Source organism: Aeromonas sp. s13 (genome assembly GCF_040907905.1).
Taxonomy (GTDB): domain Bacteria; phylum Pseudomonadota; class Gammaproteobacteria; order Enterobacterales; family Aeromonadaceae; genus Aeromonas; species Aeromonas veronii.
In genome coordinates this window covers 1-18680 of sequence record NZ_JBFOCS010000013.1, presented here as the reverse complement: position 1 = coordinate 18680, position 18680 = coordinate 1, and the positions used below count along the sequence as shown (strand labels likewise).

General features: G+C 58.4%; 19 protein-coding genes. 11 read left to right on the top strand and 8 right to left on the bottom strand.

What is annotated here, in order from left to right:
• Positions 1–59 precede the first annotated feature (59 nt).
• The 3 genes from AB5Y82_RS01695 to AB5Y82_RS01685 form a co-directional block, all read right to left on the bottom strand.
• On the bottom strand, positions 60–506 hold the full coding sequence (locus AB5Y82_RS01695; RefSeq protein ID WP_111900692.1) for an HIT domain-containing protein: 447 nt from the start codon (positions 504–506) through the stop codon (positions 60–62).
• Positions 507–578: 72 nt separating this feature from the next.
• The gene (locus AB5Y82_RS01690; RefSeq protein ID WP_111900691.1) at positions 579–1229 is read right to left on the bottom strand and encodes a DUF2057 domain-containing protein; all 651 of its coding nucleotides are present in this window, start codon (positions 1227–1229) and stop codon (positions 579–581) included.
• A 71-nt stretch (positions 1230–1300) separates the two neighbouring features.
• Entirely contained in the window at positions 1301–2200 is a 900-nt protein-coding gene (locus AB5Y82_RS01685; protein WP_111900690.1) for a LysR family transcriptional regulator, read from the bottom strand.
• 97 nt (positions 2201–2297) lie between these two features.
• Here AB5Y82_RS01685 and AB5Y82_RS01680 point away from each other — a divergent pair, with 97 nt between their 5' ends.
• Positions 2298–2900, top strand: a complete 603-nt coding sequence (locus AB5Y82_RS01680) for a short chain dehydrogenase (protein WP_111900689.1) — start codon at positions 2298–2300, stop codon at positions 2898–2900.
• A 127-nt stretch (positions 2901–3027) separates the two neighbouring features.
• On the opposite strand, the gene AB5Y82_RS01675 is transcribed toward AB5Y82_RS01680, so the two are convergent.
• From AB5Y82_RS01675 to dapA, 3 genes are all read right to left on the bottom strand, one after another.
• Positions 3028–4131: a phosphoribosylaminoimidazolesuccinocarboxamide synthase gene (locus AB5Y82_RS01675; RefSeq protein WP_040065098.1), complete on the bottom strand. Its 1104-nt coding sequence runs from the start codon at positions 4129–4131 to the stop codon at positions 3028–3030.
• Positions 4132–4299: 168 nt separating this feature from the next.
• The gene (bamC, locus tag AB5Y82_RS01670; RefSeq protein WP_042080542.1) at positions 4300–5427 is read right to left on the bottom strand and encodes an outer membrane protein assembly factor BamC; all 1128 of its coding nucleotides are present in this window, start codon (positions 5425–5427) and stop codon (positions 4300–4302) included.
• Positions 5420–6307, bottom strand: a complete 888-nt coding sequence (gene dapA, locus AB5Y82_RS01665; protein WP_005349232.1) for a 4-hydroxy-tetrahydrodipicolinate synthase — start codon at positions 6305–6307, stop codon at positions 5420–5422. Before dapA ends, bamC begins: the two co-directional genes overlap by 8 nt.
• A gap of 205 nt (positions 6308–6512) precedes the next feature.
• On the opposite strand from dapA, the gene AB5Y82_RS01660 reads away from it, so the two are divergent.
• From AB5Y82_RS01660 to AB5Y82_RS01650, 3 genes are all read left to right on the top strand, one after another.
• Positions 6513–7046: a glycine cleavage system protein R gene (locus AB5Y82_RS01660; protein WP_005349229.1), complete on the top strand. Its 534-nt coding sequence runs from the start codon at positions 6513–6515 to the stop codon at positions 7044–7046.
• A 24-nt stretch (positions 7047–7070) separates the two neighbouring features.
• Positions 7071–7535 (top strand): thioredoxin-dependent thiol peroxidase, encoded by a 465-nt coding sequence (bcp, locus tag AB5Y82_RS01655; RefSeq protein ID WP_005358255.1) that lies wholly within the window; start codon positions 7071–7073, stop codon positions 7533–7535.
• Positions 7536–7698: 163 nt separating this feature from the next.
• On the top strand, positions 7699–8199 hold the full coding sequence (locus tag AB5Y82_RS01650) for a YfbU family protein (protein ID WP_368173568.1): 501 nt from the start codon (positions 7699–7701) through the stop codon (positions 8197–8199).
• 59 nt (positions 8200–8258) lie between these two features.
• On the opposite strand, the gene yfbV is transcribed toward AB5Y82_RS01650, so the two are convergent.
• Positions 8259–8699 (bottom strand): terminus macrodomain insulation protein YfbV, encoded by a 441-nt coding sequence (yfbV, locus tag AB5Y82_RS01645; RefSeq protein ID WP_043851809.1) that lies wholly within the window; start codon positions 8697–8699, stop codon positions 8259–8261.
• A gap of 304 nt (positions 8700–9003) precedes the next feature.
• On the opposite strand from yfbV, the gene AB5Y82_RS01640 reads away from it, so the two are divergent.
• The 5 genes from AB5Y82_RS01640 to AB5Y82_RS01620 all read left to right on the top strand — a co-directional run bounded on the left by AB5Y82_RS01640 (position 9004) and on the right by AB5Y82_RS01620 (position 15757).
• A complete protein-coding gene (locus AB5Y82_RS01640; RefSeq protein ID WP_005349210.1) occupies positions 9004–10206 on the top strand; it encodes an acetate kinase in 1203 nt (400 codons plus the stop codon).
• A gap of 55 nt (positions 10207–10261) precedes the next feature.
• Positions 10262–12442, top strand: a complete 2181-nt coding sequence (gene pta, locus AB5Y82_RS01635) for a phosphate acetyltransferase (protein WP_005339119.1) — start codon at positions 10262–10264, stop codon at positions 12440–12442.
• Between the two features lie 377 nt (positions 12443–12819).
• Positions 12820–13140 carry a ComEA family DNA-binding protein gene (locus tag AB5Y82_RS01630; RefSeq protein WP_111900685.1) on the top strand — a complete coding sequence of 107 codons (321 nt, stop codon included), beginning with the start codon at positions 12820–12822 and terminating at the stop codon, positions 13138–13140.
• Positions 13141–13235: 95 nt separating this feature from the next.
• A complete protein-coding gene (gene galU, locus AB5Y82_RS01625) occupies positions 13236–14147 on the top strand; it encodes a UTP--glucose-1-phosphate uridylyltransferase GalU (protein WP_368173567.1) in 912 nt (303 codons plus the stop codon).
• A gap of 212 nt (positions 14148–14359) precedes the next feature.
• A complete protein-coding gene (locus AB5Y82_RS01620) occupies positions 14360–15757 on the top strand; it encodes a peptide MFS transporter (RefSeq protein WP_021231963.1) in 1398 nt (465 codons plus the stop codon).
• A gap of 74 nt (positions 15758–15831) precedes the next feature.
• On the opposite strand, the gene AB5Y82_RS01615 is transcribed toward AB5Y82_RS01620, so the two are convergent.
• Positions 15832–16803, bottom strand: coding sequence for a response regulator (locus AB5Y82_RS01615; RefSeq protein ID WP_111900683.1), 972 nt, complete (start codon positions 16801–16803; stop codon positions 15832–15834).
• 240 nt (positions 16804–17043) lie between these two features.
• Here AB5Y82_RS01615 and AB5Y82_RS01610 point away from each other — a divergent pair, with 240 nt between their 5' ends.
• Both AB5Y82_RS01610 and AB5Y82_RS01605 read left to right on the top strand, forming a co-directional pair.
• Complete coding sequence (locus tag AB5Y82_RS01610; protein WP_111900682.1) at positions 17044–17742, top strand: DnaT-like ssDNA-binding domain-containing protein; 699 nt, start codon at positions 17044–17046, stop codon at positions 17740–17742.
• 71 nt (positions 17743–17813) lie between these two features.
• Positions 17814–18668 carry a DnaA/Hda family protein gene (locus tag AB5Y82_RS01605; RefSeq protein WP_005349200.1) on the top strand — a complete coding sequence of 285 codons (855 nt, stop codon included), beginning with the start codon at positions 17814–17816 and terminating at the stop codon, positions 18666–18668.
• The last annotated feature ends 12 nt before the right edge of the window (positions 18669–18680 follow it).

Sequence of the window (18680 nt, the reverse complement as noted above, 5' to 3'; positions counted from 1 at the left end):
ATCTATACCATAACTCTAACAGATGGCGCGGCCCGGAGACTGAAATAGCGACATGCCTCTCAGTTGACTCCGTTATCAGCAGCCACAGGGGTGAAACCGCTCAGCTTGGCGAGCCGGGCACGCCATATATCGGCCTGCTGGGCCAAAACTTGTGGCTCATAAGGCACGACCGGATGAGCGCCCCAGATGGGGCCTGGCCAGGCGCGATCCGTCGCAAAGCGGGCGACATGGTGAAGGTGGAGTTGCGGCACCAGATTGCCCAGCGCCCCGATGTTGATCTTGTCCGGGCTGAGAGCCTGTTCCATCAGGGTGGCGACGGCGCAGGACTCCTGCATCAGCTGTTGCTGCTGCTCCGGCGCCAGATGGTGAATTTCCCGCAAATCGGCCACTCGTGGCACCAGGATCAGCCAGGGATACTGGCTCTCTTTGGCCAGCAGGACACGGCAGAGAGGCAGATCCCCGAGCAACCGGGTATCTGCCTGCAGGCGTGAATGCAATTCAAACATGAAAACCTCGTTGAGTACGATGAACGGAGCGCCTGAAAAGGAGTGTCCACGTTACTGCAACGGGCGGAAAACTTAAAGCTGCGGCACGGCCCAACCGATAAAGCGCTTGCGCAGCGCCGGATCGGCCTGGAGGAACAACTGCTGCAACTGCCCTTCCAGCTCGCTGGCTGCCACAACGGGTTGCGCCCCACCGGCAAGCGTGGCCGTTGGCTGCGTAGCAACAGCGTCTGCCGTCAGCGCCGCCTTGCCACCGCTGCGGTTGTATTCAGCCAGTTTGCCGTTCCAATCCACCCCGAGCAGCATGCCGCTGGTCACCAGCGCGTCCTGCTGGATGGCAAGCGCACGGCCATTCTCCTGCAATGCCACCACCGGAGCCTTGGCATAGGCCTGCATCCCCCGCTCGTCTCCCGGTACGCTGGCCGTCAGCTGCAAATGCTGATTGCTGCCCTGATAGCGCACCACCTGCGGCTCGGAGCGTACCTGCCGATCATTCTCGCTGCTGCTGCGACTGGGGATCACCCCTTCGAAGCGCACCAGCAGTTGCTGCTCGCCATCCGCCAGGGTGGCATGCTGCTCATCCTGCAGGGTGCCGCTGCTCACTGCGAGGATGCGAAAATTCTCCGGCACCTTCACTTCCACCGCAGCCTGCGCACTGCCCGCCCCCAAGACTGCACAGAGCAGCACAAACCCGGTCAACCCTCTATTGCTCTTATTGCTCTTCATTCTCGCTGATCTTCCTGATGCCGATGATGGGCGCAGGGTAGCAGCCGAAGATGACAGAAAAATAACGCCGCTCAGAGCAGGTAGCGGGGCCGCTCGGCAAACCACTGGGCCAGCACCTGCTTGAACAGCCGGATCTTGCGCGGCACCCGCCGCTGCTGGGCATGCAGCACATGAAGCTGATGCAGGCCGCTCTGCCACTCGTCGAGCACAGTCACCAGCGCTCCTGCCGTCAGCAGCGATTCCACCAGCATCAGCGGGCACTTGGCATAGCCCATACCGGCGCGCGCCAGTTGCAGCACTGTGCTGTAGTGGTTGGCCCGCACCTTGCCCTGCACCAGAATGTGGGCCTCTTCCCCCTCACGGATGAAGTGCCACTGCTCCCAGGCCGGATTGTGCCCCTGCAACAGGCAGTTGCGCCCGCTCAGCTCATAGGGAGTGGCAGGATGCCCCTCGCGCGCTAACAACTCGGGGCTGGCGACCACTACATCCTTGAGCCGACCGAGCGGCAGGGCCACCAGATTGTCCGGCACCTCGTTCATGGCGCGCAGGGCGATGTCATTCTCCCCCTGACTCATGTCGACCATCTGGTTGGTGAAGTTGAGTTCCACCTCAACCCCCGGGCAGAGCGCGGCAAAGCTGGTCAGCAGCTCGCTTACCATGCGATCGCCGGTGCTGACCGGGCAGGTAAAGCGCAGCCGGCCGCCATCCTCTTCGGTCAGCGCCTGAATATCCTGCTCCGCCTGCCGTGCCAGCGCGAAGATCTCCCCCGCCTGCTGATAGAGGGTCTTGCCCGCCTCGGTCAGGCTGAGGCGGCGGGTGGTGCGCTGCAGCAATTGCGCATTGAGGGAGGACTCCAGCGCGCTGACATGGCGGCTCAGCATCCCCTTGCTGACCCCCAGCGAATCGGCAGCGACAGAAAAGCTGCCTCGCAGCACCACTTCATAAAAGCTGGCCAGATGGGCGATATCCATCATTAGCTCCAATATGGAAACAATGGGTTTATTTTACGCGCTTTTTCGCATTTTCTGTTGCGCTAGAATCGACACATCCCAACCAGGAGTGATGCAGATGAAAATTGTGATTGTGGGTGCCTCCGGCACCGTCGGCTCCGCGGTCAGTGAACTGCTTGCCAAAGATCATCAGGTGATCCGGGTAGGCCACAGCTGTGGCGATGCCACGGTCGACATGCGCGATCCCGCCTCCATCAAGGCGCTGTTTGCCAAGCTGGGGCAGTTCGATGCGCTGGTCGTCGCCAGCGGCAGCGTGGCCTTCAACGGCCTGACCGAGATGACCGACGAGCAGTGGCAGGTGGGGCTTCAGAGCAAGCTGATGGGCCAGATCAACCTGACCCGTGCCGCTATCCCCCACCTGAGCGACAAAGGTTCCATCACCCTGATCAGCGGCATCCTGAGCGAAGAGCCGATCAACTGGGGCGTGAGCGCCAGCACAGTCAACGGCGCCATCGATCACTTTGTGAAAGCGGCCGCCTGCGAGCTGCCCAGAGGCCTTCGCATCAACGTGGTGAGCCCCACCGTGCTGGCGGAGTCGATGGACAAATACGCTGACTTCTTCCCGGGGTTCGTGCCGGTGCCTGCCGCCAAGGTAGCGCAGGCTTACAAGAAGTCGGTGTTGGGCATCCAGACCGGTCAGGTGTTCAGAGTGAACGGCTGAGCGCAGCTCGCTTGCCGCCAGACCAGCAATAAAAACGGGCCCCGCAATGGGGCCCGTCTGTTTATCGGCCTATCTACGTCGCCAACAGCAAACGTTTGTTTCTGGTCGACAAAAAAGAGAGCAACCCTTAGTCGATCAGACCGTACTGATCGCGCAGCACCTCGATGATCTCCTGCTTGGGATTGGCAGAACGCGCCAGCTTGTGGCCGATGATCTTCTCGGCGATCCCGACGTAGGTGTTGGAGATATCCATCATCACTTCGGTCGGCAGCTTGTTGTCGCGGGCCAGGGCGAAACGTTCCGGCATGCGGTTCTTGTTGAGCAGGATGTCCGGATCCGGGAAGTGGTTGAGCAGCCACTGACGGAAACCCTCTTTCGACTTCTCGACGATCTGGCCGTCACGCAGGGCGGCGCCATCCCAGATGCGGGAGCTGTCGGGGGTACCCACTTCGTCCATGTAGATCAGCTTTTCGTTGCCGGCGGCATCGTGGACATAGCCAAACTCGAACTTGGTATCGACGAAGATCTGATCCAGCCCGGCCAGCGCGTCGCTGATGACGTTAAAGCCCTCTTTGAGCAGTACTTCGTAGCGGTCGATATCGGCCGGCTTGCTGAAGTTGAAGCCCTTGTAGTGGCGCTCGATATCGGCACGGGAGACGTTGACGTCATCGGCTTCCGGCACGCCATCCAGCCCTTTCAGCACGCCCTTGGTGGAAGGGGTGATGAGGATCTCTGGCAGCTTCTGATCCTTTTTGAGCCCTTCCGGCAGGGTGATGCCGCAAAACTCGCGCTCGCCATCCTTGTAGGCTCGCCACATGGAGCCAGTGATGTACTGGCGGGCAATCGCCTCGATCATCACCGGACGGGCTTTTTGCACGATCCAGACGAAGGGGTGCGGAATATCCAGAATGTGGCTGTCGGCCAGTCCCTTCTCCTTGAACAGCTTGAACCAGTGGCTGGAGATGGCGTTGAGCGCAGCCCCTTTGCCCGGCACGCCGTTCAGGCCATCCACACCTTGCCAGATGCAATCGAAGGCCGAGATGCGATCGCTGATCACCATGAGGGCGAGGGGCGCATCGGCCGGCACATCATAGCCTTTCTCTTTTATGAGCCGGGCACTGTCTTCGGGGGTCAACCAGTAGACGCTGCGCACTTTGCCGGAATGGACAGGTTTATCGGTACGGATCGGCAAATCGTCATTCACCGCCAATACTTGATCTGCAAGACTCATGGCTAATAACACTTCCTGTTTGTGGGGGGGTAAACATCGCGAGTTCCTCACCTGCGCGCTCTGTTTGCAACGGGCTGGCAAGGGGGCTCGCATCATCGAAAACTGCTCGAAATCCCCGCGTTTTCAGGGGGATTTTGATAACAAAACAGGGGCACAAGGCCCCTGTATTTATTCTGCTTTTGCTGCTGCCTGATCGGCCAGCCCCTTGGCGAACGCCTCGGACAGGCTGATATACATCTGGGAGATAACCCCGGACGATACCGGCTTCTTGTCCTTGTCGAACAGGGTGATGGAGGTCTTGCCTCCCGCCATTTCGCCAAGCTGGAAGCGGTATTTCTCCTCCTCCAGTTTGAACGGCTCGCTCCCTTTCGCCTTCCAGAACTCGGCGCCCGGCTCTTCGTATTCGACGTCGATCCAGCCCAGAGACTGTTGGGTATCCTTGATGGTGAAACCGTAAGCAGGCAGTACCTGGTTGAGGCGACGCCACACCTGATCAAAGGAGCCTTCGGCAATCCAGGCGCTCAGCTCGTTGTTGTCCAGACCCAGTTGCAGACCCATGCCATCGTTGGACTTGTGCTGCTCGCGGGCTTTCAGCTGGCTGTCGTAATAGAGCGAGAACTGGTTCAGAACTCGCGCAGCATAGCGCTGGGCATCGGCAGGGGTCAGCTTGTTGCTGGTCTCGCCATCGATGGTCTCTTCGTGATCCAGCACCCGGACCGACATATTGACGGCGTGGCGCTGGGCGTCGTTGCGCACGGTGAACTGGTAACGCTGACGGATTTTGAAGTCTTCGTCATCTTCACCCCAGCCATCGAGGGCAACCGTGTTGTCAAACCAGCCGGTCTGCAATACGCCATCCTGCTGATCCAGCTTCTCGGTGGTGACCTTGTATTTGGCCAGGAAGTTCATCAGGAACGACCAGGTATCGCGCTCCACGCTCTGGCTGGTGCTCAGGGCATAGAAGGCAACGGTCGGTTCGGTTGCGGTCTGCACCACCTGACTGCCCGGTACCACGGTCAGCAGTTGAGCGGGTGGGCGCACATCGACCTGGGCGCCGAGGGCACCTTCACGGCTGCTCTCGGGAAGCGGCGGGATGTCGTACTGGCTGTTGAAGGTGGGGGCACTCAATCCTGCGGGGATCAAGAACGCGCGGCCCTCGAGGCGGGCATCTTCATAACCGAAGTCGCGGTTGGCCATTTTGCGATCCTGGGGGGTGCTGCAACCGGCCAATACGGCCACAGTCGCAACGCTCAGCACCAGACGGGCTCTATTTCCCTTTCCATTAGATTTAAACACTCGCCATCAACTCCGCTGTGGTCAGTGCTCGCGCCATCAGCTGTTCGCCCTCGGGAGTGAGGTCAACCAGCGGCAGGCGCAAGGTGGCTGTTGCAATCAACCCCAGTTGGGCACAGGCCCATTTCACCGGGGTGGGGCTCGGTTCGCAGAACAGAGTCTTGTGCAACGGCATCAAGAGATTGTTGATGTCATGCGCCTGCCCGGCATCGCCGGCCAGCGCAGCACGACACATGTCGGCCATCTGGGCCGCTGCAATATTGGTGGTGACCGAAATCACGCCATCGCCACCTTGCAGCATAAAATCACAACCAGTGGCATCGTCGCCACTGTAGAGAGCAAACTCCGGCCCGCACAGCTCGCGCAGCAGCGGGGTGCGGCTCAAATCGCCGGTTGCCTCTTTCAAACCGATAATGCCGGGAACCTTGGCCAGACGGGCCACTGTCTCCGGTTTGAGATCGCAACAGGTGCGACCGGGCACATTATAAAGAATTTGGGGCAGACCACTAGCCTCGGCGATCGCACAATAGTGGCGATAGAGACCTTCCTGAGTGGGCTTGTTGTAGTAAGGAGTCACCGAGAGACCCGCCACCACGCCGGTTTTGGCCAGTCGCTTTGCCAATTCAATGGCATGGGCGGTATTGTTGGAGCCGCAACCGGCGATGACGGGAATGCGTCCGGCGGCATACTCAACGGTCTTTTCAACGACGGCGATATGCTCCTGCTCGCTCAGGGTCACCGATTCCCCTGTGGTACCCACCGCAACAATGGCGCTGGTCCCGGCGCTGACATGATAGTCGACCAGCTTGGCCAGACTGGCCCAATCGACTTCACCTGAAGCCAGCATGGGGGTAACGAGCGCAACAATACTACCGCGTAACATGGACTTTTCTCCCGATTTTCAGGGGCGTAATGGTAAAGCTGACCCCTTTGAAAAACAAGGGAGAGAGGGGGCAAGCCGTGATACCATCCGGAACAAAAAGCAATGGACGAAAGTCGGCAGCGCCCCTCAGGGAGTGGTCATCAGGGCCGGAGGGTTGGCTTGCCAGCGCGGCTTTCGCAACGAAATAACGGACGAGAGAAGATTTATGACTCACTACCTGGTCGTAACGGCCATCGGCACGGACAGGCCTGGCATCGTCAATGAAGTGACCCGCCACGTCAGTGGCTGTGGTTGCAACATTGTGGACAGCCGCCTTGGCATCTTCGGCAATGAATTTACCTTTATCATGCTGCTCTCGGGCGACTGGAACAGCATGATGCAACTCGAAATCAGCCTGCCCCTGCGTAGCCAGGAGTGGGATCTCATCACCATGATGAAACGCACCGAACGCCACCAGTCCCTGCAGTATGACGTCCGCGCCAGTGCCGACCTGTTGATCCGCGACGAGCCCGGCATCGTAAGCCAGTGCACCCAGTTCTTCAGCGAACATGGCTGGAACATTCAGGCGATGCAATCCATGACCCTGGAGCAGCAGCCGTTCAACCTGCTGAAGATCAGTTTTCAGCTCAATCTGGCCAGAGAGGGTGAAGTGGAAGGTTCGCAAACCGCCTTCGCCGAATTCTGTCGTCAACTGGGTGCCGAATCGTTCGAGTTTATCGTCAATCGCAAACACGCCTGAGGGCGTTTTACCCGAGGAGACCCCATGCAACCACTACAAGCTGGCAGCCCCGCCCCCGATTTCTCCCTGCCCGACCAGAATGGCAATCAGGTCAGCCTCGCTGGCCTGCGCGGCAAGAAGGTGCTGGTCTATTTCTACCCCAAGGCGATGACCCCCGGCTGCACCACCCAGGCCTGCAGCCTGCGCGATGTGAACGCCGAGCTGGCCGCCCTCAATGTGGTGGTGCTTGGCATCAGCCCGGATCCGGCCAAACGGCTGAAAAAGTTTGAAGAGAGGGACCAGCTCAACTTCACCCTGCTGGCTGATGAAGACCACGCCGTCGCGGATGCCTTTGGCGTCTGGGGCCCGAAGAAGTTCATGGGCAAAGAGTATGACGGCATTCACCGTCAGAGCTTCCTGATCGACGAAGAGGGCAAGATTGCCCACCACTTCGACAAGTTCAAAACCAGCGATCACCATCAGGTGGTACTGGATTTCCTCAAGGGGTAACCCTCCCCTGCGTCATTGAAAGGCCTGCCATGCAGGCCTTTTTTGTCTGGTCAGCCGCCCCTTGCCAACGGATTTTTCTCACCAACTCCCCCGCCCAGATCAAAAAATTCATTTTATATATGGGTTAACGTGACCCCAGAATCATCTTCCAGCGAGATATCCCATGAACATGAGCAACACTGAACGTTTGATCCTGAGCAACCAGTACGAAATTCTGGCGAAACTCAATCCGGAGAAAGCGGACGTCTACCAGCGCGCCAGCACCATCATCGAGCGCGGCTACTGCCTGCAGATCCTCGAGCTGGAGAAGAGCTTCGGCCATCTGGATCTGGCGACCTGCCAGGAGGTGATCGACACCCTTGAGCTGCACCACGCACTGGCCATCTCATGGGGTAATCTGGATGCCGCCGATCAGGGCGAGATCAATGCCAGTCGGCTGGAGTTCAACGGCTACAGCCGCAGCCAGGAGCGTGAACTGGCTGACTACGTCTGCTTCCTGCTGGAGGTTGACAAGCGCTTCCCCGAGCTCAAGTGCCCGTGCAACGAGCTCTCCAGCGACATCGCCATGCGCGACAAATACCAGCGGATGCTGACTGTATGGCGTCAGTGCCCTCGTCAGTACAAGCTCTCCATCCAGGAGATCCGCAAGGTACTGGCAGCCTGATCCGCACACCAATCGCAACAAAAAAGGCGCCACTGGCGCCTTTTTGCATCTGAAACGGGTTATTCGTAGAGAAAGGATTTATCGAGCTGCTGGAATGCGGCCTTGAGGGTATCGGCCAGCTCTTCATAGCGTGGCTGAGACACCAGCTGACGGCGGCCACCCTGCTCGTTCATCTTGCCGTTGATCTCCCGATACCAGCTCGCCAGCGAAGGTGGCAAACGGGTGTCGGCACGCTGGCCGAGCCAGTAGTAACCCTGCAGCGGAAGACTGAGCAGAAACAGCACGGAAGTGATGACTGAAGGCCAGTAGTGCTGCTCGCCAAACTGGAACTGCAGCATCACGCTCAGCACCGCCAGCGCCGGAATCACCTTGAGAGCGAATTCGGTCGCCTTGATCACCCGATTTTCAGGAAACATCGAATTGAGCTCGGGACGGCGCGGCCAAAGCGTCATATAATGGCGGCCTTGCTGTAACTTAGTTCCAAAAATGTTCATGCTCATACTACCTCCGAGCGCTTTTTGAACGTACTAACGGCAAAACCTCGACAAAATTTGATGCAAAGTAACAAAGGTTGAGGATGACTTTGTTATTTTTCAACAATCGGGTTATCCTTTGTACGCCCATTTTTGCGTCAAAAGCTTCTTGCTATTGACCTGTCAGGGACGTCTGGATTTCGGGTCTTGTATCACTATACAAGGGGCAAGCAACAGATTGCCAACCCTCATAAGGATAAGTTGAAAGTTTTTGGCCGCACCGCGTCCAACGCATCCGCCTACACAACCCAATCTGCGATAGGATTTATTCATGAGTAAGCTGGTTCTTGTTCTTAACTGTGGCAGCTCTTCCCTGAAGTTTGCCGTCATTGACGCAACCACCGGTGATGACCTGCTGTCCGGCCTGGCCGAGTGCTTCAACCTCGACGATGCCCGCATCAAGTGGAAACTGAATGGCGAGAAAGGCAGTGCCGATCTGGGCGCGGGTGCCGCTCACCAGGAAGCGCTGGACTTCATCGTCAACAAGATCCTGCCGCTCAATCCGGAACTGTCCAAGAACCTGATCGCCATCGGTCACCGTGTTGTTCACGGCGGCGAGCGCTTCACCTCTTCCGTTGTCATCTGTGAAGACGTGATCGCCGGCATCGAAGCCGCCGTTCCGTACGCACCGCTGCACAACCCGGCTCACCTGATCGGTATCCGTGAAGCTCGCCGCGTATTCCCAGCGCTGGCTGACAAGAACGTGGCCGTATTCGATACCGCGTTCCACCAGACCATGCCGGAAGAAGCCTTCCTGTACGCCCTGCCGTACAAGCTCTACAAAGAGAACGGCATCCGTCGCTACGGCGCCCACGGCACCAGCCACTACTACATCAGCCTGGAAGCTGCCAAGCAGCTGAACAAGCCGGTTGAAGAGCTGAACATCATCAACTGCCACCTGGGCAATGGCGGTTCCGTCTGCGCCATCAAGAACGGCAAATCCGTTGATACCTCCATGGGTCTGACCCCGCTGGAAGGTCTGGTGATGGGTACCCGCTCCGGCGATCTGGACCCGGCCATCATCTTCTTCCTGCACGACAAGCTGGGCATGAGCGTGGCCGATATCAACACCATGCTGACCAAAGAGTCCGGCCTGCAGGGTCTGACCGAAGTGACCTCCGACTGCCGTTTTGTTGAAGACAACTACGACAGCAAAGAAGAAGCCAAGCGTGCTATGGACGTTTACTGCTATCGCCTGGCCAAGTACATCGGCGCCTACGCTGCCGCCATGGACGGTCGTCTGGACGCCGTTGTTTTCACCGGTGGTATCGGTGAAAACTCCGCCCCGATCCGTGAAATCACCCTGAACAAGCTGGGTCTGCTGGGCTTTGACGTCGATCACGACGCCAACCTGAAGGCTCGTTTCGGCAAGGGTGGCGAGATCACCAAGGCTGGTTCTACCAAGGCTCTGGTAATCCCGACCAACGAAGAGTGGGTTATCGCCCACGACGCGCTGGAACTGGTCGGCGCTTAATTGACGCAGTAACTCGAGGCCGCCCACCAGGGCGGCCTTTTCCTGATCCCAAAAAATGAACAAGGGGTATAAAGTGGCACGCACTATTATGCTTATCCCGGTCGGCACTGGTGTCGGCGTAACTTCCGTGAGTCTGGGCGTTGTTCGCGCCATGGAGCGTCACGGTGTCAATGTCAGCTTCTTCAAACCGGTTGCCCAGCCGCGTCCGGGTGAAACCGGTGCCGAGCGCTCAACCGCCGTTATCCGCGCTGCTGCCAACATCAACCCGCCCGAGCCGTTCACCCTCTCCTACGCCGAGAACATGATCAGCTCCAGCAACACCGACATCCTGCTGGAAGAGATCGTTGCCCGCTTCGAAGAGCACGTGAAATCCAGTGGTGCCGAAGTGCTGGTTGTCGAAGGTATGGTGCCGACCGACAAGCAGCCCTTTGCCAACAAGCTGAACTACGACGTCGCCAAGGCGCTGGATGCTGACATGGTATTCGTGACCCACCCGGGCCATGACTCCAGCCAGAAGCTGAAAGAGCGCATTGAGCTGGCCTGCTCCAACTTCGGTGGTGTCAACAACCCCCGTATCGTTGGTTGCGTAATCAACAAGGTTGGCGCACCGGTTGACGAGCATGGCGTAACCCGCCCTGACCTGACCGAGATGTTCGAAGCCCATCACCACGCTTCTGACGCTGCCCACAACCTGGAAGTGCTGCAAGTGTTTGGCAAGAGCCCGCTGCGCATCCTGGGTTGCATCCCCTGGAACACCCAGCTGATCGCCCCGCGCGCCAAGGATCTCGCCAAGCATCTGGCTGCCAAGATCCTGCACAAGGGTGAGCTGGACAGCCGCCGCCTGCAGACCGTGACCTTCTGTGCCCGCTCCATCCACAACATGGTTGAGCACTTCCGTCCGGGCAGCCTGCTGGTGACCTCCGGCGACCGCTCCGACGTTATCGTCTCTGCCTGCCTCTCCGCCATGAACGGCGTCAAGCTGGGCGCCCTGCTGCTGACCGGTAACTATCATCCGGAGCCGCAGGTCATGGCGCTGTGCCAACAGGCCATGGCCACCGGCCTGCCGATCATGATGACCGGTACCAACACCTGGCAGACCGCCGTCAGCCTGCAGAACTTCAACGTCGATATTCCGGAAGATGACCGCGAGCGTATCGAGCTGGTACAGGACTACGTCGCTGGCCACATCGACAAGCACTGGATCGAGTCGCTGACTGTCAGTTCTACCCGTTCCCGTCGTCTGAGCCCGCCGGCATTCCGTTATCAGCTGACCGAGCTGGCCCGTCAGGCCAACAAGCGTGTCGTGCTGCCGGAAGGCGACGAGCCGCGCACCATCAAGGCTGCCGCCATCTGTGCCGAGCGTGGCATTGCCCGTCCGGTGCTGCTGGGTAACCCGGAAGAGATCCGTCGAGTTGCCGAACAGCAGGGTGTAGTTCTGACCGATCGCGTCGAGATCATCGATCCGGCCGTTGTACGCGAGCGCTATGTGCCGCGTCTGGTCGAGCTGCGCAAGAACAAGGGCATGACCGAAGTGGTTGCCCGCGAGCAGCTGGAAGACAACGTGGTACTGGGTACCATGATGCTGGAGCGCAATGAAGTTGACGGCCTGGTATCCGGCGCGGTGCACACCACTGCCAACACCATCCGTCCGCCGATGCAGATCATCAAGACCGCTCCGGGCTCTTCCCTGATCTCCTCCATCTTCTTCATGCTGCTGCCTGACCAGGTGCTGGTCTACGGTGACTGTGCGATCAACCCGGATCCGACTGCCGAGCAACTGGCCGAGATCGCCATCCAGTCCGCTGACTCCGCTGCCGCTTTCGGCATCGAGCCGCGCGTCGCCATGATCTCCTACTCCACCGGTACCTCTGGCGCCGGTGCCGATGTAGAGAAAGTGCGTGAAGCGACCGAGCTGGCCAAGGCGAAGCGCCCCGACCTCATCATCGACGGCCCCCTGCAGTACGACGCGGCCATCATGGAGAACGTGGCCAAGTCCAAGGCACCGAACTCACCGGTTGCCGGTAAAGCCACCGTGTTCGTGTTCCCGGATCTGAACACAGGTAACACCACCTACAAGGCGGTGCAGCGTTCCGCTGACCTGGTCTCCATCGGCCCGATGCTGCAAGGCATGCGCAAGCCGGTCAACGACCTCTCCCGTGGTGCCCTGGTTGACGACATCGTCTACACCATCGCCCTGACCGGTATCCAGGCTGCCCAGGCTGACGAACAAGCTTAATCAGCTCTAGCCTGAAAAAACCGATCACAAAGGCTGCTCACCCCAGGTGAGCAGCCTTTTTTCTTAGTTCTCTTTTGAAGACCAGTGAAACATGCCATCAGCGCAGTGTTGCACAGAATAATGCCATGTGATGTGCCAGAAATGTCTCGAGCGTAGCGCCGCGGGAAAGAGTGCCCGCCACCTTAAAGATGTATCTAAAATAGATTCAAGATCATAAGGTTGGATATATGAAGGCATTCATAGCGAAGCGCTTATAGCAAATATTTCGCCATCGGCATGAGGATTTGACCTGTTAGAAATAACAGTGAAAAAGACCCGTTCGATACGCTATTCATCAATGTGCCACTCGGCAATATCCACATCATGGAGGAATGGAAATGCTGATGAAGAAGCTCTCTGCTGTCATGCTGCTGGCCTGCTTGCCCCTGTTCAGCCAACCTGTGCTGGCCGTAGATAAGGCAGCGCCCAAGCAAACAACCACGACCGCGGTTGCCAAGGAGTCCGGCAAGCTGAATATCAATACCGCCACCCTTGCCGAACTCACCAGCCTGAAAGGGATTGGTGACAAGAAGGCACAAGCCATCGTCGACTATCGGGAAAAACAGGGAAAGTTCACCTCGGTCGATCAGCTGGCGGATGTCAATGGCATTGGCCCGGCCACGCTGGAAGCCAACAGGGACATGATAATAGTCAAATAAAGTCGAATGGATCAGTTGCAAATGGGGCAGCCTGTGGCTGCCCCATTTTTCTTGGGGTATGATTGCCGCACTTTAATCCCGCTGGATAGTTTTCCATGAAAAAGACTCCTCTTGTTGTTCGTAAGGCCGTGCTCCCGGTAGCCGGTCTGGGTACCCGTATGCTGCCAGCCACCAAGGCCATCCCGAAAGAGATGTTGCCGGTGGTCGACAAACCGCTGATCCAGTACGTAGTGCGCGAAGCCATCGCCGCCGGTATCAAAGAGATCGTGCTGGTCACCCACTCCAGTAAAAACTCCATCGAAAACCACTTCGACAAGAGTTTCGAACTGGAAGCGACCCTCGAGAAGCGAGTCAAGCGTCAGCTGCTGGAAGAGGTGCAACAGATCTGCCCGAAAGACGTCACTATCATGCACGTCCGTCAGGGTGAGGCCAAAGGTTTGGGCCACGCTGTGTTGTGCGCCCGCCCGCTGATCGGTGACAACCCCTTCGCCGTGCTGCTGCCGGATGTACTGATTGATGAAGTGGCCAGCGACCCGAAAAAAGACAACTTGGCCGAGATGGTACACATGTTCGAAGAGAACCAGATCAGCCAGATCATGGTGGAAGCGGTTCCCGAGAGCGAAGTGGACAAGTACGGCATCGCCGATATCAAGGGCGAGGCCCTGAGCGAGGGGATGTCCCTGCCTATGCAGGCCATTGTCGAGAAGCCGTCCCGTGACGAAGCCCCCTCCAATCTGGCGGTGGTGGGTCGTTACGTCCTCTCCTCCAATATCTGGCCGCTGCTGGAGAAAACCCCGGCCGGTGCCGGTGACGAGATCCAGCTGACGGACGCCATCGCCATGCTGATGGAGCAGGAGCAGGTCAACGCCTACTTCATGAAGGGCAAGAGCCACGACTGCGGCAGCAAGCTCGGTTACATGAAAGCCAATGTGGAATATGGTGTGCGCCATCACGAGCTGAATGGTGAATTCATCGGCTGGCTGAAGCAGTTCGTCAAGCAGTTGTAATCGCTGATAAATCTGTTTTTTATAGACGTATTCAAGGGGCATCAAATGATGCTCCTTTTCATTTTTGCAACAAAAAATCAATCAAGAGTAAATAAACTCTCAGCAAATCATAATGTTGTAATTTATTCACACATGCTCTATAAGGATTGAGGCGTGTTTCTCGCCCTTGCATAAAAAACTCAAAAAAATATAAGACACAGGTGGAAGTTCCAATGAATAACCCGTCAAAAGGGACCTTTTTAGGTCACCCTAAAGGGCTTTTTTTGCTCTTTAGTACCGAACTGTGGGAGAGATTCTCCTATTACGGCATGCGTGCCGTGCTGGTGCTCTATCTGACCGACCTGACTGCCAACGGCGGTCTGGGCTGGAGTCAGGCAGATGCCCTCAAACTCTACGGTATCTATACCGGTCTGGTTTATATCACTCCGCTGATCGGCGGCTGGCTGGCTGACACCTTCCTGGGTCAACGTCGCGCCATCCTGATCGGTGCCGTGCTGATGGCCGCAGGTCAGTTCACTCTGGCACTGCCCCACGCCATGTTCCCGGATATGGTCAACACCATGTTCTACGCGGGCCTCGCGTTGCTGATCGTGGGTAACGGCCTGTTCAAACCGAACATCTCCACCATGGTGGGTGACCTCTATGAAGAGGGCGATCATCGCCGTGATGGTGCTTTCACCATCTTCTACATGGGTATCAACCTGGGTTCCCTGCTGGCAGGCGTGATCTGTGGTGCTGCTGCCACCGCCTACGGCTGGCAAGCTGCCTTCGTCGGCGCCGGTATCGGTATGCTGCTCTCTCTGGTGATCCAGGCCACCATGGCCCAGCGTTTCCTGGGTGACATCGGTCGCGTCACTGCCGCACAGCGCGCAGCCGCCCTGCGTACTACCGAGCAGAAAGCACCGCTGACCAAGCAGGAAGTGGATCGCATCAAGGTTATTCTGGTACTGGGTCTGTTCACCATCATCTTCTGGGCCGGTTTCGAGCAGGCCGGTGGTCTGATGAACCTCTACACCCAGGAGTATACCGACCGCATGATCGGCAGCTTCGAAGTGCCGACCGCCTGGTTCCAGTCCCTGAACCCCTTCTTCATCATCACCTTGGCACCGGTCGTTGCGGCCATCTGGATCAAGCTCGGCAAGAAAGAGCCGAACTCTCCGGTGAAATTCGCCATGGGTCTGCTGTTCCTGGCTATCGGCTTCCTGTTCATGGTTGGTGCCGTGCTGCAGCAAGGTGGTGACAACACCGTCAAGACCTCCATGTTCTGGCTGGTTGGCGCATACCTGTTCCACACCCTGGGCGAGCTCTGCCTCTCCCCGATCGGCCTCTCCATGGTGACCAAACTGGCTCCGCTGCGTCTGGCTTCCCTGATGATGGGTGCCTGGTTTGGCTTCGTTGCCCTGGCCAACTACGCTGCGGGCTTTATCGGCTCCTTCGTGGGTGAAGCCGGCCCGATCGCCATCTTCGGTGGCATCGCCCTGGCTGCAGTACTTAGCGCACTGATCCTGCTGACCATGGCCAACCGCCTGGTCTACTGGATGCACGGTGCCGAAGGCCCGGCCAAAGAGCCGCAAGCTCAAGAGAAGAAACTGCAATCCGCCACCGTCTAAACGGTCAGGATTGTAAACAACAAAAAGGGCGCCGATGGGCGCCCTATTTGTTTTGGCCTGTTTATCAGGCGGCATCAGTGATGACGAACCTGCACATCCAGCGCGCCGCCGCTGTCGCTGCGAAACTGCAGAGCGAACGGTTCATGCCAGCTGCGTTTGTGCAGGGCGTAGTGGCTGCTGCGCATCAGACCAAGGGGTAGGCCGCCGGAGCGCATCAGCCAGTGGGGAGAGGTGAGCCCTGCATTGGCAAACACCAGCCCATCATGCTGATCAAACAGCAGCGCCGCCATGGCAAAGGAGTGGCGAAGCCCGGATGCCATCAACTGATGGTTGAGGTAGTCGAGCAACCGGTGCGGCTGGCTCAGCAACCGGCTCTCGTTCTGCTGAAACTGGCGGTAGGGGACATTCATCAAGGATCGCACCAGTGCCCCACAAAATGCCGCATCCGTCCCCATGATCGGCAGCTCCATCACCAGCACCAGCAGCTTGTCTTCCACCTTGAAGGTATCTGGAATAAACAACTGCCCCAGCCCCTTGAACGTGACCTGCCAGGGGCCCCACTCCTGCAAGCCCGGCGGCTTGAGCCCCGCCAGCAGACGGCTGGCCGCCTTGTCGTGGGCACTGAAATAGTCGATGTGATCCATCAGCTCCAGTTGCTGCGCCCGGTTGCCGCTGCCGTTGAGACACTGCTCGATACTGCGCTCGACCAGCGCGTAATCCTCGAGGGGTTTGAGCAGATAGTCCCGCGCACCGGCACGCAAGGCGCTGGCGACGGCCTCCATGGTGCTCTGGGCCGAAATGACGATAACCGGAATATGGGGATAGCGTGCAGAGAGGCAGGCGATCACCTCGTGGCCATCCATATTGGGCATATTGAGATCGCAGAGCACCACATCGGGATGATAGAGAGCTGCGGCCGACAGACCCTCAATACCATCTTCGGCCTGAAACACCGTTGCCCCGTCCCGTGCGAGGTAACTTACTAACGAGTGGCGAAAAACGGCCTCGTCCTCCACCACCAGGATCCGTAGCCCGGCTTTTGACATCTTGATAAAGCTCTTATTAGTCAATTGGTTATTTAGGTATTAAGACTAGCTCAAAAGTGCGGTCAGCGCGGAAACCCTGCGTCAAAAGTAGACCTCGATCATACGAAGGCATCAAGAGAAGCCCATCTGTCCGCGTAGCTCTATTCACTCGGGAGGCCCCGCGACTGCGACCGCCATCCGAATTGTGCAAGTGGGCGCCATAAGGGATAATGCCCCCCACTCCAGCTCGTGAAGAAGACCATGACCCCAGCCGAATACAGCGCCCTTGCCCACCCCAGATTGTCCCATCCGGCTCGTAGTCTCTATACCCTGCAGCTGCGCCGACTGGTGCTGGAAAATCAGGCGGCAAGGCTCAACTATCCCGAGCTGGGTCGGGCGCTGGCAGTGGTCGATCCGGGTGATCCCTGCGGCTTTTCGTTTCAGGTCAATGCCCGCCAACTCACCGAGCTGTTCGATGAACTGATGGAGGCGGGCCTACTGCAAGTCGAGGCTCAGCCCGAGAGTGAGCACTACCATCAGTGCCCGTTCCAATTGCCACTGCTGACCCAGAAATTGCGCAGCCCGCTGCCGGAGCGCCCCTTCCAGATGCATCTGCAATGGCGTCCGGACGAAGAGCTGCCCGCCCTCGCCCGTCTGTGCGGGGTGATCGATGCCAGCTATAGCGAAGAGGATCTGGGGGAGTTTATCGCCTACTGGCTGGGGCGCCCCGAGGTGTTCGACTCCCAGCATCAATGGATGCTCAAGTTTATTCGCGCCCTCAAGACCCGCCGCTATACCCGTCGCAAACCGATGGAGGTGCAGGGCTACCAGCAGGTGACCCCTACCCCGGCAGAGTCGGGCCCCAGCAAACGGGCACAGCAGATGATTGAAGAGGCCAAGCGACTGGCCCAACAGCAGACGCAAGAACCCGCTGCGCAGCAGGAGCCGGATAATGATTGATAGCGGCCCCCGCCTGCAGGCAGAATCAACCCCTTGTCTACCCATCCCTGATCGAGCAGAAGGAGCATTCCATGACTGACCCGCAAGATCCCCTGCGCCAGGAGCTGGAAGAGATCGAAGCCAAGCGCCAGAAGATCGCCAAAGCCAAGCAGGATCACCGTATTCACGACCCGGAATTGAGCCGCCATGTGGGTGGCCTGCTGGAGCGCATTCGTCGCCTACAGCAAGAGACCGGCGGCGGCCAGTATGACTACGAGACCCTGCGCAAGGAGTACGACGCCAAGGCCAACGCCGAGGTGCGCGAGCTGCAGAAGGCGGCCCGTCAGGAGCGGATCCAGAAGCTGATCGCCCAGGCCGACCTCAACCCCGACTGGGTGTTCGACAAAATGGATGCCGGTGACCCGGCGCTGCAATATCCCATCGAAACCGCCCGTTACTTTATCAGCGGTTTCGAGCACTGGGAGAAGAGTGGTGGCGGCTGCATGCTGATCTACGGTGACTACGGCACCGGCAAGTCAACCCTGGCGGGTGCGGTAGCGCATGAGCTGATCGCCCGTCACCAGAAATCGGTGATCTTCCAGCAGTGGGCCTCCATCGTCGATCGGCTGTTTTTCAACGTCATCCCCGATCAGGACGAGCGCAACCAGTACCGCCGCGCGCTGGAAGAGGTGGATCTGCTGATCATCGATGAGGTATCGGCCAACCGCGCCAAGATGGCGGAGAGCCAGTCCAGCTTCCTCGGCCACCTGCTGCGCCGCCGTCGCAACCTGTCAAAGAGCGTCATCATCATCACCAACCACACGCCCCAGAGCCTGCATCAGGCGATCGGTGATTTCAGCTATGAGGCGATCAAGGCGTTCAATCCGGTGGATATCCACCTGAGCGGCCCCAGCCGTCGCCCCAGCATCGGCAACTACAACGGCTGATCCCTCTCAAAG

What these genes read in the sequence shown, in the direction of transcription:
- AB5Y82_RS01695 (WP_111900692.1), bottom strand. Translation starts at nt 506, where the DNA reads ATGTTTGAATTGCATTCACGCCTGCAGGCAGATACCCGGTTGCTCGGG.
- AB5Y82_RS01690 (WP_111900691.1), bottom strand. Translation starts at nt 1,229, where the DNA reads ATGAAGAGCAATAAGAGCAATAGAGGGTTGACCGGGTTTGTGCTGCTC.
- AB5Y82_RS01685 (WP_111900690.1), bottom strand. Translation starts at nt 2,200, where the DNA reads ATGGATATCGCCCATCTGGCCAGCTTTTATGAAGTGGTGCTGCGAGGC.
- AB5Y82_RS01680 (WP_111900689.1), top strand. Translation starts at nt 2,298, where the DNA reads ATGAAAATTGTGATTGTGGGTGCCTCCGGCACCGTCGGCTCCGCGGTC.
- AB5Y82_RS01675 (WP_040065098.1), bottom strand. Translation starts at nt 4,131, where the DNA reads ATGAGTCTTGCAGATCAAGTATTGGCGGTGAATGACGATTTGCCGATC.
- dapA (WP_005349232.1), bottom strand. Translation starts at nt 6,307, where the DNA reads ATGTTACGCGGTAGTATTGTTGCGCTCGTTACCCCCATGCTGGCTTCA.
- AB5Y82_RS01660 (WP_005349229.1), top strand. Translation starts at nt 6,513, where the DNA reads ATGACTCACTACCTGGTCGTAACGGCCATCGGCACGGACAGGCCTGGC.
- bcp (WP_005358255.1), top strand. Translation starts at nt 7,071, where the DNA reads ATGCAACCACTACAAGCTGGCAGCCCCGCCCCCGATTTCTCCCTGCCC.
- AB5Y82_RS01650 (WP_368173568.1), top strand. Translation starts at nt 7,699, where the DNA reads ATGAACATGAGCAACACTGAACGTTTGATCCTGAGCAACCAGTACGAA.
- yfbV (WP_043851809.1), bottom strand. Translation starts at nt 8,699, where the DNA reads ATGAGCATGAACATTTTTGGAACTAAGTTACAGCAAGGCCGCCATTAT.
- AB5Y82_RS01640 (WP_005349210.1), top strand. Translation starts at nt 9,004, where the DNA reads ATGAGTAAGCTGGTTCTTGTTCTTAACTGTGGCAGCTCTTCCCTGAAG.
- pta (WP_005339119.1), top strand. Translation starts at nt 10,262, where the DNA reads ATGAACAAGGGGTATAAAGTGGCACGCACTATTATGCTTATCCCGGTC.
- AB5Y82_RS01630 (WP_111900685.1), top strand. Translation starts at nt 12,820, where the DNA reads ATGCTGATGAAGAAGCTCTCTGCTGTCATGCTGCTGGCCTGCTTGCCC.
- galU (WP_368173567.1), top strand. Translation starts at nt 13,236, where the DNA reads ATGAAAAAGACTCCTCTTGTTGTTCGTAAGGCCGTGCTCCCGGTAGCC.
- AB5Y82_RS01620 (WP_021231963.1), top strand. Translation starts at nt 14,360, where the DNA reads ATGAATAACCCGTCAAAAGGGACCTTTTTAGGTCACCCTAAAGGGCTT.
- AB5Y82_RS01615 (WP_111900683.1), bottom strand. Translation starts at nt 16,803, where the DNA reads ATGTCAAAAGCCGGGCTACGGATCCTGGTGGTGGAGGACGAGGCCGTT.
- AB5Y82_RS01610 (WP_111900682.1), top strand. Translation starts at nt 17,044, where the DNA reads ATGACCCCAGCCGAATACAGCGCCCTTGCCCACCCCAGATTGTCCCAT.
- AB5Y82_RS01605 (WP_005349200.1), top strand. Translation starts at nt 17,814, where the DNA reads ATGACTGACCCGCAAGATCCCCTGCGCCAGGAGCTGGAAGAGATCGAA.